This is a genomic window from Endozoicomonas sp. SESOKO4 (genome assembly GCF_024606275.1).
In genome coordinates, this window is sequence record NZ_JAHHPS010000568.1 from 1 (window position 1) to 17,036 (window position 17,036).

The following is a 17,036-nucleotide window of genomic DNA, read 5'->3' on the forward strand; positions in this document are numbered from 1 at the left end:
TGTTGCTACTGTTGCTACTGTTGCTACTGTTGCTACTGTTGCTACTGTTGCTACTAAAGCTGTTGTCTGTCGTCTGTCAGGCCGAGCCGTTGACAGAACGTTTTGTTGTCGAGCTTGAACAGAATGCAGTTTTTACAAACCAGAGCTTTTCTGTAAAGGATTACCAGCATAAATGGCCGGACAGCCCGTCAGACATTACCGATACAAACGGCTATGCAAGATCAGATTTACCGCTTGACGAAAAACGACACAAACTTGTCGGTTACGGGGTAAAAACCACCCTTATTGAATCAATTTCATGGCAATGGCTTTGCGCTACTCATCTGCTGGTTCGTTACAAACTGATCTTGACCACCAAAGACTCTCCTCTGTTTTACACCCCTTATTCATGGGTGCCTGTAGAAGATGTTTGGGTGTGAATTGTTTCATCCACCCCTGTTACGGCGTTTGCCAATTCCGATCATCATCTGATGGCAGAGAGCCCGCTCGATCGCAGCTGGATTCCCTGGAAAATTTGACAAGCCACACAGAAGCTATCACCGGACAAAGCTCACGCACCGATTTGGTCAATAGACACGGCCATAGCTACAAAAGTCATTCTGATACTATGCAGAATATATATTCCAATGAAACGTCGCTTTTCGAAATGTCGTTTACCCTGTCCACACCCCCACCAAGAACTTCAGAAACAGAGCAAACAACAGAATCATTCCAATTGGACCAGACCCAGACTAAGATGTTATTGTCGTCTAACAACAGCGTAAAGCACCATGGTCAACATACCTGTGACGTGACCGTCTTCGGGGAGGATAGTCAACCGCGACTCTGCGAGACAGTCTGCAAGAATGCCAGAGTCCTGTCGGATCACAAAAGAAGATTCCACACCGCACAACAGACCTGTGACGAGATGGTATTCGAAGAAGATTGCCAGCAGCGCCCGTGCGGAAAGACGTGCAAGAATATTCGATCTCTTTCGGTTCACAAAAGCAAATACCACACCGGTCAGGCAACCTGTAACGAAATCTTGGCCGAAGAGGATCGCCGACCGCGGAGATGCGGGACGATTTGCAAGAGTGCTAAAGCCCTGACGGAGCATAGAAGCATGCATCGAAAGCGCAAGCGCGTTCAGGTGCACTTCTCCCAATGAACACTAGTTGCCCTCTTCTGCCTGCTCCCTCTCTCCACTGTCGAGCTCAGATGCCAGCCGATAATCATCCCGTCCGCTTTTCTTGGCCACATACATGGCCTGATCAGCAGCCTTGAGCAGAGCTTCGGCATCAGTGCCGGTATCTTCTGATGTCGCAATTCCGATACTGGTGCCTACGTGTCTGGCTTCGCCATTCAGATCGTGGGGTTCACGGATTGTGGTGAGAATCTTCTCAGCAATCAGTTTGGCGTCCGATGCTTCCGCCACATCATCCAGAATGATGGCAAACTCATCCCCCCCTAACCTGGCAACCAGGTCACCTTCACGCACACATTCCTGCAACCTTTGTGACACACTTCTCAGCAGAAGATCTCCGGCATCGTGCCCAAGGGTATCGTTAATTTCCTTGAAGTGATCCAGATCAAGGTACATGACAGCAGTGCTCTTATTCCGCCTCTGACTCCTGGCTAATGAAGCACCCAGAAACTCTTTGAACAGTGTCCGATTAGCCAGCCCTGTCAAACTGTCGTACTTCGCCATCAGCAACAACTGATTTTCCAGCTTCTTGCGCTCGGTAATGTCTTGAAACAATAAAACGCAACCCTGCACTTCCTGCCTGTCATTAACAATAGCCGCCATATTGTATTCAGCATCAAAGTGGCTTCCGGAAAGTGTCCAAAGTTGTCTATCTGATGTATGAAAGACACCTCCAGCGACCATCGTATTCTCAAGTATTTCTGACTCTTGCCACTTTTCCAGAGCCTCTTCCCCTTTAGCGTCGTATACAAACTGACTGATGTGTTTTCCCAACAGATTTTCTTCTGTTCCTCCAAGCATGGCGCAGGCGGTTGGATTGATGAACGAAATCTTGCCATCGGGATCAAGACCGGCGATGCCTTCACCGGCATTATCCAGCAACAACTTATTCTTTCGGCTGATCCAGCGAAGCTCCCTTGAGACTTGCTCTAGCTCAATCCGCTGTTCTTCCAGCTGCAGAAACACCTTAACCTTGCCCAACAAGATATCCGGATTGATGGGTTTTGGCAGATAATCAACCGCACCCGCCTGATAGCCTTTACTGATGTAGGACTGATCCTTGTTTATGGCGGTGACAAAAATGATAGGAATATTGGCTGTCTGCTTGTTGCTGTGCAGCAAAGTCGCCGTCTCAAAACCGTCCATGCCCGGCATCTGCACATCCAGAAGGATCACCGCAAAATGGTGATGAAGCACTTCTGATAAAGCCGCTTCACCAGAGTCCACTTTATGTATTTCGGCTCCCAACGGCTTGAGAAGCTTGTTCATGGCCAGCAGATTCTCAGGACGATCATCCACGACCAGAATTTTGACTTTCGGCTTGTCATCCATGACCGCCCTCCTGACTCATTCATGTCTCAGGTTTGAAATTCTTGGATTTTAAGCAGACAGCCATATCACTCAAGTCCAGCACATGGTCCACACAACCGGTTGCAATGGCTGATTTGGGCATTGTCGGCACCTCGGCTGTTTCGGGATTCTGGACAATGGTTAATCCGCCTGCCTGTTTAACAGCCCTGACACCCTCTGCCCCATCTTTATTGGCGCCCGTTAACAGGACACCCACCACTTGTGTACCAAAAACATCGGCAGCAGATTGAAAGAGGACATCCACCGAAGGTCTGGAATGGCAGACCGGGGCATCAATGCTCAGGCTCAGGGTTTCCCTATCTTCAACCTGCAAGTGGTAACCACCAGGAGCCAGGTAAACATGATTGTCGACCATCTTCTGCTTGTCATAAGCAATACTGACCGGCAGTGGTGATGTTTTCCCCAGAAATTTTGATAAGCCTTCTTCATCACCGGACGCCAGGTGTTTGGTAATAATAACGGGATACGAAAAACAGCTTCCCAGTTCCAGAAGCAGGGATTCCAGTGCTGAAAGCCCTCCGGCTGAGGCTCCGATCACCAATACCCCGTCGCTCATCAATTACCCTTTCTGTAGATGCGCTGGTCCCGATCAGTGACTTCCAGCTGATTACCGATTGAACTGAAGAGAATATTTTCCCGCTTGCCAACACAGAGCACACCTCTGGAACAGAGACTGTCAAATAGCAGTTGCAACACCCGATCCTGTAGCTCCTGATTGAAATAAATGAGTACATTTCGACAAAGAATCAGGTTCATTTCCCCGAATACACCATCCGTCACCAGATTATGATTAGCAAAGGTAATATGATCAGCCAGTCGTCCATTGAACTTCACGGAGTCATATCCTCTGTGAAAGTAGTCTGATAACTCTTTCTTGCCTCCTGTCTTGCGGTAGTTCTCCTCATAAAGAGCCATCTCGGCTTCCGGATAGATACCGCTTTTGGCATGACGCAATGCCTGATCGTTAAAGTCTGTGGCATAGATCTGACAGCGATCCAGCAGACCCTCTTCATCGAGAAGAATAGCCATGGAGTAGGCTTCCTGACCACTGGCGCAGCCCGCATGCCAGATTTTGATAAACGGATAGGTTTTCAGAATCGGGACTATGTTCTCCCGAAGAGACTTGAAGAAATCCGGGTTCCTGAACATCTCTGTCACAACCACCGACATATCTTTAACAAAAACAGCGAAAGCAGACTCGTCATGAAGAAACAATGGAATCAAGTCACTGATGTGCTGAACGCCCGACATCTTCATGTGTCTTTTGACACGGCGGATTAAAGATGCTCTGGCATAGCTGCCAAACTGGTAACCATACTTTTCCTGAACAGCACTCAGAAGTAGCTTCAGTTCAAAATCCTGATACGAATCCCCGGGTTCTGTCATTTGAATAACCAGACCTTCATCATTTCAACCAGTTTGTCGATCTCCACCGGCTTGGTCATATAGTCATTGGCGCCCGCTTCTATACACTTTGCCTTATCATCGGACATGGCCTTGGCTGTCAGTGCAATGACAGGCATACTCTTAAACCGGTCAACTTCACGCATTTTGGTCATGGCTTCATAGCCGTCCATCACCGGCATCATGATGTCCATCAGCACCAGCTCAATACCCTCTTCTTCATCGAGCTTATCGAGGGCGTTTTGTCCATTATCAGCAATGACCACTTCCAACCCAATTCCCTGCAAGCCCTTGGATAATGCAAAGGTGTTGCGAAGATCATCATCCACCAGCAGAATTTTATGACCTTCAAGGGATTTGTTATTCACCGACTTAGCTGCAGGCCTTAATTCGGCAGGAGCCGACTTTTCGATCGAATGAATGAAAAGGCTGATCTCATCCATCACCCTCTCGGAAGCATAATCCCCCTTCATAACCAGAGCACGGGTATATTTCTGCAGCTCTTTCTGGTCTTCTGCCGACAACTTCTTATCGGTATGAATGATGATCGATGGCATGTTGTCGCCCATCTTTTCCTGAAGCTTCTGTAAAAACGCCAGTCCACTGCTGTCTGGTAAATCGACATCCATCACCAGACACTGCCAGTGATTCTCTGACATTGACTGTTCGGCTTCTTCAGCGGATGAAGCCTCGGCGATATTCATCCCTTTTTCTCTCAGCATTTTCGCCAGGTGTGATCGACTCTCTGCATCAATGTCCAATAACAGAGCATGTTGGATATCTTTTGAGAGAGCCGTTTTAAGCGTGCTGAAAACCTTTTCCAGGTCACCTACCGACACCGGCTTGACCAGATAACCAACAGCCCCCTGTCGCTCTGACTCATCAGGATCACGTCCCGAAACGATGTGAACCGGTATGTCTTTTGTCATAGCATTCTTCTGCAACTGCCTGAGCACATCTTCACCATCCATATCTGGCAGGCCAAGATCCAGAATAATGGCCATAGGCTGCTCTTCGATCGCCGTCTGAATCCCTTCCTTACCATTGGCGGCCACCAGACATTGATAACCATGACTGCCGGAAAGCTGTTTGACGATATCCGAGAAATGCTGATCATCTTCAATGATCAGAATATTCTTTCCAGCTGTGGACCTTTTCTTTTTGATCGGAGGCTTATCAGCCACAGGAGCCGAGTCAGCTTTAGCTTTTTTTTCAGCAGGAGCGGAAGCGGCTTTTTGATAACCGTCACTGGTAGCGGGTGAATAACTGTCAGCCGTGACTTTTGCGCCATCAATTGAGCAAACGGCATTATCAGGCAGATAAACCGTAAACGTTGTTCCTTCTCCTTCGGCACTCTCTATGCCGATATGACCACCCAACATAGAAGTCAGTTCACGTGAGATTGCCAAACCTAACCCGGTTCCACCGTACTTTCTGCTGGTTGAACCATCCGCCTGCTGGAATGCCTCAAAGATGGCATCCTGCTTTTCTTCCGGAATGCCTATCCCGGTATCCCTGACTGCAAAGGCAACATAGGTTTCGTAGCCATGACCTGCCTTACGGGTTGAGTTGAATACCCGGATATAGACGCCCCCCTGTTCCGTAAACTTAAAGGCATTAGACAGGAAGTTTTTGATAACCTGCATAACCCTTTGGCTATCGGTGAGAATAACTCTGGTCGTCCCGGGATCTATATCCACAGAGAAATCCAGTCCCTTGTTTTCAGCCAGAGGTTTGAACAAAGTCCGCATACTGGAGCACAGCTCTTCAATATCCATATCTTCCAGATTGACACTCATCTTGCCGGCTTCAACCTTGGACAGATCAAGAATATCATTGATCAAATCGAGAAGTTCCTTCCCACCGCTGTAGATCACTTGTGCGGATTCAATCTGGTCTTCGTTAAGGTTACCTTCATCGTTATCTGCCAACATCTGTGCCAGAAGGAGAAGTGAGTTCAAAGGCGTCCGTAATTCATGGGACATATTGGCCAGGAACTCAGACTTGTATTTACTGGCCTGTTCCAGCTCTTCTGCCTTCTCTTCCAGGGTTTTTCTTGAAAGCTCAATATCCAGATTTTTTCGTTCAATCTCAGCTTTCTGTTGCTGAAGAAGCTCGGTTTTTTCTTCCAGCTCAGCGTTAGACTTCTGCATCTCCTCACTCTGGGCTCTTAGCTCCTCCTGGGACTCTTCCAACACTCTGGCCCGGCTTTCCAATTCATCATTGACAGAACGCAGCTCTTCTTGCTGCTCTTTCATGGCCTCTGATTGCCGCGTGGTCTTTTCGAGCAGCTGATTGACACGGTTACGGTATTGGGCAGAATTAATACCGATAGCGACACTTTCCAGAGCATCTTCGAGAAAGCCCCTCTGTTCATGCGTCAGCTCCCTGATAAGGGCAAACTCCAGAACTCCCTTAACTTCTCCCTCATAAACAAGCGGTACGGTAATAATCACTTTGGGAGACGTATTGCCCAATCCCGATTCAATTTTGATGTAATCTTCGGGAATGCCGGTCAACTCAATGGCCTGCTTCTCCAAAGCCGCCTGACCTACCAGACCTTCCCCGATCTCAAAAATGTTTTTGTTCTGCTGGCGTTTTTGCCAGGCAAAAGATGCCATCAGCTGCAATCGCTTCTCATCATCCATGACATACATGGCACCTGTCTGCATATGCAGGTAGCGGGCAAGGTAGGAGACGATGTTCTTACAGACCTCTGATAGCTCCTGCTCTCCCCTCATGCAGTTATTCAAACCTGCCAGACCTTCCTGCTGCCAGCTCTTGCGATCGTTATCACTGATAACATTTCTCAACTTCTCCGTCATCTCAGAGAAGCTGCGACTAAGGTCACTGATTTCATTGTGACCGCTGAGTACAGCACCCTGAGCATAATCACCCGACGCAACCCGATTAACCCAGGCAGTGATGGTTCTGATCGGTCTGACCAATCTTCGGGTAATGACCAGTGCAATCAGAATGACAATCAGGGCGGTAATCGCTGTGATATAGATCAGGCGATTTCTGAACTCAACAACAGAGACAAAGGCATCTTTCTGGCTCACTTCAGAGATAAGAGCCATAGGTGTGCCGGCGACCTCAATGGCATAAAAGGTTCCCAGAACACTCTCTTGATAGACATTGGTGTAGCTCTTGATATGAAAATGTTGATCGCCTTTATGACTGCCGGAGACATCTGAGTGAAGATCGAGTTCTCCACCAAAAAGTTCATTCAGCTCTGCATCGCTATCAAGACCGTGACTTTGATCATCCATGTTATGATCATGAAGTTCATGGAATACGCCATCGGTATCAACATGAGCCAACCAGTCCTGAGTCAGGATATTATCTGCCTTCAATATCATGGACTGGCTTGAATCCAGATCTGTACCGTAGCGAATGTAGCCATCATCACCAATAAGATAGGATTTCAGAACATCACTAAACTGGTTTTCGCTCTCAAAAATGTTTTGAACGTTATGAGCCAGTATCTGAACCGCCAGAAAGCCGATTGTTTCCTCTTTCTCATCCACCAGCGGCAGAATAAAGAAACTGACCTTCTGATCTCCAATGGGTGGATACGCAGTCACATCAGCATACTTGGGAACTACCTCTTTAAGGCTTTCACGGGCCGCTTTTGCAAGTGAGGTATTGGCAAGAGCCCCAATGAAAAGGTTTTTGCCCAGATCACTGTAGGCATTCACGGTATAAAGAATATTACCTTCAGTATCCCCCAAAATCAGATCGGAGTAATCGTAGTAACGTAAAAAGTCCACAAACTCACTGGAGTACTGATTCAGAATCTGATTATAACTGTCAGAATTAATGAACATTTCCGGTGATTTCTTAAGAGCCTTGCGACTCTCAATCAGATGTGACAGAAACTCCCGGGCCACTCCGGCCTTGATAAACAGGTTGGTGACTACCGAGTCAAAATAATCATTAATTTGCTGACTCAATAGCTGGTTGACAGTACTCAACTGTTCATAACGACTTTGAACGATGGTTTGTTTACCTTGACGGTATTCATTGAAACCAATCACCGTAATAGGTCCCAGCGACAAAACCATGAACCAGACAAAGAGTGTGACCGATAGACCATGCCTGAATTTTCTATCAGATGATTGTTGTGAATCCTGCATTTGTCTGGCCATCCCTGCCACTTAAATCCCAGTATGTAAGGTGTAATGCGCCTACCGCCAGAATTGCGAGACTTCAGCGGTTTATCCCTTATTGCATCGCCTATTTAAGGTAAAGTTTTAGAGCCGGTAAGCAGGAAAATAACACCGGTTATCCAATGGTGCTGGCAGAGCCTTGTCCCACATCACCGGAGGAAAAAGCCCTTTACCGCTGACGGAAGCAGTTTCCACAGATAAGAATACAGAATCGATTAAGAGCCCTTGTCCAAAAAAAAGCTTAAGATCTGATAATGGCTACGGCTCATACCCTGAAGATACAGGCCTCCAAAAGCAAGATATCGCTGCTGAAACAGTAAACAGTGCAATGCCCCGGCAAACCCGCTAGATTAGGTTAAATTCAGGCAATTAATCAGCACAGACAAAGCAGATTAAGGCTATGCAACTCAACCAGATCGTTTACAACCATTTTCATTGTTCTCATTCTAAAGAGTCAAGACTGGCCGTGATCGTGGGTACCAATGGTGCGGGTAAACCGCCTCAATGGAAGGTATCAAAGTTGCCTCGGGCACGTAGGGGCAGAAGCGTCCCGGATTCTGAATCGAATACTCCCTGTTCAACCTCGTCCGGAAAACGATCCAAACACCATTTTGCTTAACGAGTATCTTGATCTGGTTTACGCCGAAAAATGGCAGGAAGCAGAATAAAAGCGAAAAGCGTTGGACGCTATTTTTCAGGGGCAGGAACCGGCCCTGACCTAAGCTGACTTTTATATAAAAACCTTCAAATGGGGGCCCATATGAGACATCAAGCAATACAAATCATGGATACCGTGACAGAAGACGAGTACTTGAATTACGAAAGTACTTCAACGATTCGTCATGAATACTACAGTGGCTATGTGGTCGCTATGGCAGGCGACACGGCAAACCATAATAAGATCACTTTGAATCTGGCAACTCTTCTACATAGCAAACTGCCAGAAGGTTGTGAATTGTATTCATCGGATATGCGTTTAAAGGTCAAGGGACAGAAGGAAGTCAGTTACCGCTACCCTGACGTGTGGGTACGTTGTGGCAATGAATCATTGACCACTGAGACGACAGGTGAGGATGCCTGCCTGATCATTGAAGTTATGAGCCATGGAACCCGAACCGTCGATGAGACTTATAAAGTGACTGAGTATGCAGAAGCATTGAAACACTGCAATGGCGAGTATTTAATGGTCGATTCTGAGCGCCATTATGTGATATTGAAAGGCTGGGTAAATGGCAGGTTTATTACCAGGAGGAAGCTGACATCCATCGGATTGATTTATTTTGAATCTATAAAATCACAGTTTTCTGTCGAGGATATCTACCAGAAAATCCTGTTAAACTGAGCCCCATCCGGCATAAATCTGTGTTCATAATGTTGGCGTCAGATAAGCCGGTGGGTCTCACAACAGGCCCAAGCCAGATCGGAAAGATCGACTTCTCAGCCAATCAATGAATCATCTTGACCAACCATAACATGGTGCCGATCAGGCTGTATAAAGAGCAGGTTAAAAGGGCAATTTCCTGACGGGACAGTCGATCATTCGCAGCTTTCATAATGCTTACCTCGTACTTCATAATCGCTATTCAAACATTACACTTTCCAGTGTAGCGATCAGAGTCGGCGTCCAAATGGCTGGCAAAACATCAAAAACCTGATGCCCGCGGGTGTCGAGCCTGTTTTCGTCATTTGGGGGTCCATAAGCAGGAATAGATGAGCGGTCTTTTGATGATCCAGACTACCTGATTGGCTGTTTTTCGCCAGAAAAGCGTCAGGCTCCCAGATAAGCTTTCCGGACAGCATCATCCGCCAACAATTCATCACCGCCACCCTGTAACACGATACGACCGTTTTCCAGAACATAGCCCCGGTCTGCCAGTCTCAGAGCCTGGTTGGCATTCTGCTCCACCAGAAAAACCGTAACACCTTCTTCCCGGAGACGTTCGATAATTTCAAAAATCTGTTGGATAACAATCGGTGCCAGTCCGAGACTGGGCTCATCCAGTAACAGCAATTCCGGGCTGCTCATCAGGGCTCTTGCGATCGCCAGCATCTGTTGCTCTCCTCCGGACATAGTACCACCTCTCTGGTACAGCCGCTCTTTCAGACGGGGGAAGAGCTCCAGCACATGTTCATAGTTTTTCCGGAAAGGCTCACCATCGACAAAAAAACCGCCCATAGTCAGGTTTTCTTCAACAGACAATCTGGAGAAAATTCTTCGTCCTTCCGGGACAACAGCAATGCCTGAACGCATAATTTCGGAGGTAGGACGACCCGAGAACTCCTGACCCTTGTAGAGTATGGAACCCGATTCAGCCCGGGGTTCACCACAAATGGTCATCAGTAATGAAGACTTGCCAGCACCATTGGCGCCTATCAGAGTAACGATCTCACCTGCCGAGATATCCACACTGACGTCATCCAGAGCCTGGATCTTTCCATAGAAGGTAGACACGTTTCGAATGCTGAGAAGTGGTTCAGGTGCTGACATACTGCTACTGCCCTTTATTTATTCTGATTGTTATTTATTTTGACCGTTATTAAGAGTCATCGAAGATAACAGAAATACGTTTGCAAGACAGCCGGAAACTCACGGCTATCCCTCACCCAAATAAGCCCTGATCACCTCAGGGTTGTTGCGAATATCCTCCGGCACACCTGACGCCAGTGGACGTCCCTGATTGATGACATAAATCCGGTCAGAGATATCCATAACCAGCTTCATATCATGTTCAATCAATAACACAGTAACGCCATGATCCCGTCGCAGATCTGAAATCAGCTGATCCAGCTCTGCCGTCTCATTGGGATTGAGACCCGCTGCAGGTTCATCCAACATCAATAACTCGGGCTGAGTCACCATACAACGGGCAATCTCCAGTCTGCGTTGCTGTCCATAAGCCAGGTTACCCGCTTCACGATTGGCAAATTCGGTCAGACCCACTTTATCCAACCAGAACTCAGACCTCGCCATCGCTTTTTCTTCACTACGCCGATAGCCGGGGGTTTTAAACAATCCCGCCAACAACCCTGTATTCAGATGTCGGTGCTGAGCAACCAGAAGGTTTTCCAACACGGTCATGCCCTTAAACAGACGCACATTCTGGAAGGTTCTCACGATACCAAGCCGGGCTATTTTATAGCCCGGTACCTTCTCGATAGCCTGACCTTTATATTGAACAGAACCACCTGTCGCCTGATAAAAGCCCGTAAGGCAGTTAAAAACGGTCGTTTTGCCGGCACCATTGGGTCCAATCATGGAAACGATTTCACCCGGACGGATTTTCAGCGCCATCTGATCAACAGCCAGTAGTCCGCCAAAGCGCATACTCAGATCAGAAACGTCCAGTAAACATTCACTCATTCTGATTCCTCCATTTATACGCTTTCGGCCAATGATGCTGTCTTGACCGGACTGCCCGACTCAGACCTGCTCGATTTAGTCTTGATATGAGGCCGCTTCATGGGCATCAGCCCTTCAGGGCGCCATACCATCATACAGACCATCATTAACCCGAACATCAGCATCCGGTATTCTTGGAATTCACGGGCAAACTCAGGCAAAACGGTCATAATCACAGCGGCAAGAATGACACCGACCTGAGACCCCATTCCGCCCAGTACGACAATGGCCAGAATGATGGCGGACTCAATAAAGGTGAACGACTCTGGACTAATAAAACCTTGACGGGCAGCAAAGAAGGTGCCTGCAAAGCCGGCAAACGCAGCCCCTATGGTGAATGCAGACAGTTTGATGGCCGTAGGATTTAATCCCAGTGAACGACAGGCAATATCGTCTTCACGCAACGCTTCCCAGGCTCTGCCAATGGGCATTCTGAGCAGTCGATTGATCACAAAAAGCGTGGCAATCACCAGCAAAACCGCCAGTATGTACAGAAAAATCACCTTGTACTCACTGCTGTAATCAATGCCAAAGTATTCGTGGAAAGGAGCATTCCCTTCTTCCTTCGCCCTGCGTCCAAATTCAAGACCAAAAAGAGTCGGTTTCGGAATCTGACTGATACCGTTGGGACCACCGGTTAATGTCGTCCAATTGTTGAGCAGGATTCGAATGATTTCACCAAAGCCCAGAGTCACAATGGCCAGATAATCACCCCGAAGCCTGAGCACCGGGAAACCCAGAATAAACCCAAAGAAAGCAGCCAGAAAACCGCCCAACACCAGACTGCTCCAGAAATCGAGGCCCAGATATTGATTCAATAAGGCATAACTGTAGGCACCGACGGCATAAAAGCCGACATAACCCAGGTCAAGAAGACCAGCCAGCCCCACCACAATGTTCAGACCCAGTCCCAGCATGACGTAAATCAGAGCCAGAGTTGCCAGATCCACAGCGCCCCTGGAAACAAAGAATGGCCAGATCATCAATCCTGCTACTGCAAAGCAGATTAAAAGAGTTTTAGCCTCTTTTTTCTCAGTTGCTTTGATCAGCTTTGCTGCATTAATAGATGGCAACTGTTGTTTTATTCCTGAAAGCCCCTGATCGATTGGCGCTCTGAATAACTGAAAGAAGAAAACAACAGCCACACCTGCTGCTATCCAGAAGAGGGAAGAAGGATCAGCTAATGAAACCTTCAGCCCAACACCCGAGGGCTCAAGACGAACCCCCATCATCAGGCTGGTTAAAACCAGCAAAACGACTGCCGAGAGCACTGCCGGAGTATAGCGTAATGATTTCATACTTTTTCAACCTCCGGCTTGCCCAGAATACCTGAGGGTCTGAACAGAAGAATCAGAACAAGAAGACTAAAGGCGACAACGTCCTTATATTCCGTACTGAAGTAACCCGCAGTGAAGGCCTCCGTGACGCCGAGAATCAAACCACCCAACACAGCTCCGGGTATACTTCCGATTCCTCCCAGCACAGCAGCAGTGAACGCTTTAAGACCTGCCATAAAACCGATGTGAGGATTGATTACCCCGTAATACATACCAAGCAATACACCCGCTACCGCGGCAAGAGCCGCTCCGATAACAAAAGTGATCGAAATAATCTGATGCGTGTTGATTCCCAGCAGCCCGGTCATTCCAAGATCTTCAGCACAGGCTCTGCAGGCCCGCCCCATTTTTGACCTGGAGATGAACAGAGTCAGAGCCGTCATGGCAATAAACGTCACCGCAAAGATGATTAACTGCATGTACGACACAGTTGCGTGAAAACCCTCTTCAGGACCAAAAGTCCAGCCACCACTGATCATGCCAGGCATAGCTATATCCCTTGACCCCTGGGCAAGACGGACATAGTTCTGCAGGAAAATAGACATACCAATGGCAGAAATAAGGGCAATCAGCCGGTTGCTGTTTCTCAAGGGCCGATAGGCAACCCTTTCAACAGCATAACCATAGGTACTGGTGATAATGATGCTGATGACAAAGGCGGAAACCAGCATCAGTGAAACACTGTCTATTCCCATCATCGCTAACGCGGCCAGTACCGCAAAAGCGATGTAACTGCCAATCATGTAGATCTCACCATGAGCAAAATTGATCATGCCAATAATGCCGTACACCATGGTATAACCGATAGCGATCAGAGCGTACGTACTACCTATCGTCAAACCGTTAAGTAGTTGCTGAATAAGGTAAAAACCTGAATCCCCCATTCCACGACCTCGTTTTTTTATTCTTGTAAACGTTGTTTTTTCTACTATTTTTTACTTTTCTTCAGAGGGTTTGCTCTGACTCAGCCACAAGAAAGTCTGCGAAATATCATCCTCGACCTATCTGGGTCAAAACCCATATGTCAGGGCTGAAGATCTATAAAAAACCCCTCAATGTCGGGCCGATTCTCTCACACGACAAAGGCTCTTGGTAGGGATGGAACAAAAAAATAGCTGGCGGAAAATTCCCCATTAATCAGGGCCGTATTGCAACTGAATTCAGCCGTATTACACGAGATTCACTCATGAATAAGCAAAACCAAACCATTAACCTGAGCCTCAATAAAGAATATAAAGACTGGCTGAAAGCTCTGAAACAGAAGGTACTGTCGACTCAGCTCAAAGCAGCGGTTCAAGTAAATTCGACCTTACTGGCTTTTTACTGGGAATTGGGGGAGGACATTGTTCGTAGACAGGCTCAGGCTAACTGGGGCGACGGATTCCTGAAACAACTTAGTAAAGACTTGATGACAGAATTTGATGTACTCTAGCAGCATCAATGTCAATCAAATCGTCACTTTTGCTGACCCTCCTGCCAGCCAAAAGTCCAATCTGGTCAAGATATGCCCAACACCCAAACCTCTAACAACCTTGCCGCCTTCATCTGGTCCGTAGCCGACCTCCTGCGGGGCGATTTCAAGCAGTCCCAGTATGGGCGCATCATCCTGCCGTTTACCCTGCTGCGTCGCCTGGAATGTGTTCTGGAGCCCACCAGGGAAGCAGTGGTTGCCCAGCACGAAAAAGTGAAGGCTATGAACCTGCCTGAAGAGGGTATGGAGAAGATGCTGCTGCGTGCTTCTGGATTGTCGTTTTTCAATACCTCACCTATGAACCTGTCGAAGATGGGCCAGGGTGACATCAAGGACAACCTGGAAAACTACGTTCTGTCGTTTTCCAAAGATGCCCGTGAAATTTTTGAGCATTTCAAGTTCGATGAATTTGTCGGCAGCCTGAACGAAGCCAATTTGCTGTTTAAGGTAGTGGGAAAGTTTGCCACCATCGACCTGAGCCCGAAGGCCATCAGTAACCACGAAATGGGCCTGGTGTTTGAAGAGCTGATCCGCCGCTTTGCTGAATCCTCCAACGAAACGGCCGGTGAACACTTCACCCCAAGGGACATTGTTGAACTCACCACCTCCCTGGTGTTTATGGAAGACGACGATGCCCTGAACAAGGAAGGCATTATCCGCACTATTTACGACCCTACGGCAGGTACAGGCGGCTTTCTGTCGTCTGGCATGGAATATGTGTACGAGCACAATAAAGATGCTGTGATGCGAGCCTTTGGCCAGGAGTTGAACCCTGAATCCTACGCCATCTGTAAAGCCGATATGCTGATCAAGGGGCAAGATGTCAGCCGCATCAAACTGGGCAACACCCTATCGAACGATCACCTCAGTGGCGACCAGTTTGACTACATGCTGTCTAATCCGCCATTCGGGGTGGACTGGAAGAAGATCGAAGGCACCATTAAAGATGAGCATGAACATAAAGGCTACGACGGTCGCTTTGGCCCCGGCCTGCCAAGAGTGTCCGATGGTTCGCTGCTGTTCCTGATGCACCTGATCAGCAAGTTCAGGGACATCACGCCAGAGAACCAGAACCCCAGCCGCATCGGCATTATCCTCAACGGTTCGCCGCTGTTTACCGGCAGTGCAGGCAGTGGTGAAAGCGAGATTCGCCGTTATATTCTCGAAGCCGACCTGCTCGAAGCCATTGTCTCCCTGCCTACAGACATGTTCTACAACACCGGTATCGCTACCTATGTGTGGGTGCTGAGCAATAAAAAGTCCGATGAACGCAAAGGTAAAGTGCAGCTGATTAACGGCGTAAACCTGTGCGGCAAGATGCGTAAGTCCCTGGGTTCCAAGCGGAACATAATGAGTGAAGCTGACCGTCGCATCATTACCCAAAACTTTGGAGCCTTTACAGAAGCATCCGAAGAAAACTTTACCGCCAAAATTTTCGACAGTCATGAATTCGGCTACCGTCGTATTACCGTGGAACGCCCACTTCGCCTGTCCGCCCAGATTACTGATGACGCTGTAACGGGTCTACGCTATGCACCCAGGCCGTATAACGCCGTTATGCGCTGGATGGTTGAAGAATTCGGCACAGAATGTCATACAACCTTGGCAGACAATGAAGAAGCCATCCGCACCAAAATCAAAAAAGACTTTAAAGAACTGAAAGAGAAGCAGATCAAAGAGGTACTGAACGACAAACTCTGGCTGTTCCAGCGGGGGCTGATGGAGAAAGCCCAGACTCTGCAAAATGCAGTCGGAACGGTACTGTCCAACGACTTTAACCAGTTTGATAAAGACCTGAAAGCCGCCCTTAAAGCCGCTAATTTGAAGTTGGATACCAGAGAGAAAAAGCAGTTCCTCGATGCCGTCACCTGCAAGAACCCTGAAGCCGAGCCAGTCATCAAAAAGGTGCTGAAGGGCGGCTCCTCGTCGTCCATGACGCCGCCGCATACCGTTCATCCTGAACATAAAGAAACCCAACCGCTCTACGGCGCATTTGAATACAAAGGCAAAATCGTCGAATTCCAGACCGATGGCGACCTGCGGGATAACGAGAATATTCCTCTTGATCCATCAATGCCCACCCATATCCTGATCGAAACCTACTTCAACCGGGAAGTGGCTCCCCATGTATCCGATGCCTGGATCAATGCCGACAAGTGCGATGCCCAGGATGGTGAGATTGGTATTGTGGGTTACGAGATTCCCTTTAACCGACATTTCTATGTGTATCAGCCGCCCCGTGCGCTGGAAGCCATTGATGCTGACCTGGATGCGGTGAGTGCTAGAATCATGAGTCTGTTACAAGAGGTTCACTCATGAGCAAACACAAGAAAACCGATAGTTTGAGTTTGTACCCTTTAAATCAGTGGTTGCCGACAGGCAATCCACTGGATTTTTTTGGTAGGTGGCGTGTTAGTTGTTGGGGAGGCGTTGACGGATGAGTAATTCCAGCTGGTCTATTTTTTCGTCGCTTCGTTTAAAGCCTGCATGGGTGGCTTCAGTAAGCGCACCAATCGCAGCTTTAATATTTGAGAGTTCACGGTCATGCTGGTCAAACCGTTTGTCGTGTTCGCCAAGATGTTTTTCTATTTTGTCAAAACGCAACCGGTTCTCTCGCTGGTTTTCGAGCACAATCTTCTGTGTTTCCCCGGTAATCTCGATGAGCCGGTGTACAGCGTTATCCAGCGATTCAAAATGG

Annotated in this window: 15 protein-coding genes; 6 read left to right on the forward strand and 9 right to left on the reverse strand. The window is 48.0% G+C overall.

All coding sequences use genetic code 11. The annotated features are described in order from the left end of the window. Both KDK16_RS11140 and KDK16_RS11145 read left to right on the forward strand, forming a co-directional pair. The coding region (locus KDK16_RS11140; protein ID WP_257276160.1) for a hypothetical protein at positions 1–419 on the forward strand (419 nt) is incomplete at its 5' end. Next, positions 416–1,147: a hypothetical protein gene (locus tag KDK16_RS11145; RefSeq protein WP_257276161.1), complete on the forward strand. Its 732-nt coding sequence runs from the start codon at positions 416–418 to the stop codon at positions 1,145–1,147. The genes KDK16_RS11140 and KDK16_RS11145, both read left to right, overlap by 4 nt. Before the next feature lie 3 nt (positions 1,148–1,150). On the opposite strand, the gene KDK16_RS11150 is transcribed toward KDK16_RS11145, so the two are convergent. From KDK16_RS11150 to KDK16_RS11165, 4 genes are read right to left on the reverse strand one after another with little or no spacing between them, the layout of a single operon-like run. Next, positions 1,151–2,515 carry a diguanylate cyclase domain-containing protein gene (locus KDK16_RS11150; protein ID WP_257255104.1) on the reverse strand — a complete coding sequence of 455 codons (1,365 nt, stop codon included), beginning with the start codon at positions 2,513–2,515 and terminating at the stop codon, positions 1,151–1,153. Between the two features lie 19 nt (positions 2,516–2,534). Further along, positions 2,535–3,110, reverse strand: a complete 576-nt coding sequence (locus KDK16_RS11155; protein WP_257255102.1) for a chemotaxis protein CheB — start codon at positions 3,108–3,110, stop codon at positions 2,535–2,537. After that, on the reverse strand, positions 3,110–3,940 hold the full coding sequence (locus KDK16_RS11160; RefSeq protein WP_257255101.1) for a protein-glutamate O-methyltransferase CheR: 831 nt from the start codon (positions 3,938–3,940) through the stop codon (positions 3,110–3,112). Before KDK16_RS11160 ends, KDK16_RS11155 begins: the two co-directional genes overlap by 1 nt. Then, positions 3,937–8,109, reverse strand: a complete 4,173-nt coding sequence (locus KDK16_RS11165) for a response regulator (RefSeq protein ID WP_257276162.1) — start codon at positions 8,107–8,109, stop codon at positions 3,937–3,939. The genes KDK16_RS11160 and KDK16_RS11165 overlap by 4 nt, the downstream gene beginning before the upstream one ends. A 421-nt stretch (positions 8,110–8,530) precedes the next feature. On the opposite strand from KDK16_RS11165, the gene KDK16_RS11170 reads away from it, so the two are divergent. Together KDK16_RS11170 and KDK16_RS11175 are read left to right on the forward strand one after the other, a co-directional pair. Continuing rightward, positions 8,531–8,749: a hypothetical protein gene (locus tag KDK16_RS11170; RefSeq protein ID WP_257276163.1), complete on the forward strand. Its 219-nt coding sequence runs from the start codon at positions 8,531–8,533 to the stop codon at positions 8,747–8,749. A gap of 141 nt (positions 8,750–8,890) precedes the next feature. Beyond that, positions 8,891–9,472, forward strand: a complete 582-nt coding sequence (locus KDK16_RS11175) for a Uma2 family endonuclease (protein WP_257255097.1) — start codon at positions 8,891–8,893, stop codon at positions 9,470–9,472. Between the two features lie 426 nt (positions 9,473–9,898). On the opposite strand, the gene KDK16_RS11180 is transcribed toward KDK16_RS11175, so the two are convergent. The 4 genes from KDK16_RS11180 to livH all read right to left on the reverse strand — a co-directional run bounded on the left by KDK16_RS11180 (position 9,899) and on the right by livH (position 13,751). After that, positions 9,899–10,618 carry an ABC transporter ATP-binding protein gene (locus KDK16_RS11180; RefSeq protein ID WP_257255096.1) on the reverse strand — a complete coding sequence of 240 codons (720 nt, stop codon included), beginning with the start codon at positions 10,616–10,618 and terminating at the stop codon, positions 9,899–9,901. Positions 10,619–10,723: 105 nt separating this feature from the next. Beyond that, a complete protein-coding gene (gene livG, locus KDK16_RS11185) occupies positions 10,724–11,491 on the reverse strand; it encodes a high-affinity branched-chain amino acid ABC transporter ATP-binding protein LivG (RefSeq protein WP_257255095.1) in 768 nt (255 codons plus the stop codon). Between the two features lie 14 nt (positions 11,492–11,505). After that, positions 11,506–12,828: a high-affinity branched-chain amino acid ABC transporter permease LivM gene (locus KDK16_RS11190; RefSeq protein ID WP_257276164.1), complete on the reverse strand. Its 1,323-nt coding sequence runs from the start codon at positions 12,826–12,828 to the stop codon at positions 11,506–11,508. Continuing rightward, complete coding sequence (livH, locus tag KDK16_RS11195) at positions 12,825–13,751, reverse strand: high-affinity branched-chain amino acid ABC transporter permease LivH (protein WP_257255091.1); 927 nt, start codon at positions 13,749–13,751, stop codon at positions 12,825–12,827. Before livH ends, KDK16_RS11190 begins: the two co-directional genes overlap by 4 nt. A 302-nt stretch (positions 13,752–14,053) precedes the next feature. Between livH and KDK16_RS11200 the strand changes: the two genes are divergently transcribed. Both KDK16_RS11200 and KDK16_RS11205 read left to right on the forward strand, forming a co-directional pair. Beyond that, on the forward strand, positions 14,054–14,299 hold the full coding sequence (locus KDK16_RS11200; protein WP_257276165.1) for a DUF1016 N-terminal domain-containing protein: 246 nt from the start codon (positions 14,054–14,056) through the stop codon (positions 14,297–14,299). 72 nt (positions 14,300–14,371) lie between these two features. Continuing rightward, entirely contained in the window at positions 14,372–16,657 is a 2,286-nt protein-coding gene (locus KDK16_RS11205) for a class I SAM-dependent DNA methyltransferase (RefSeq protein ID WP_257276166.1), read from the forward strand. Between the two features lie 93 nt (positions 16,658–16,750). On the opposite strand, the gene KDK16_RS11210 is transcribed toward KDK16_RS11205, so the two are convergent. Continuing rightward, on the reverse strand, positions 16,751–17,036 hold a 286-nt coding region (locus tag KDK16_RS11210), incomplete at its 5' end, for a hypothetical protein (RefSeq protein ID WP_257276167.1).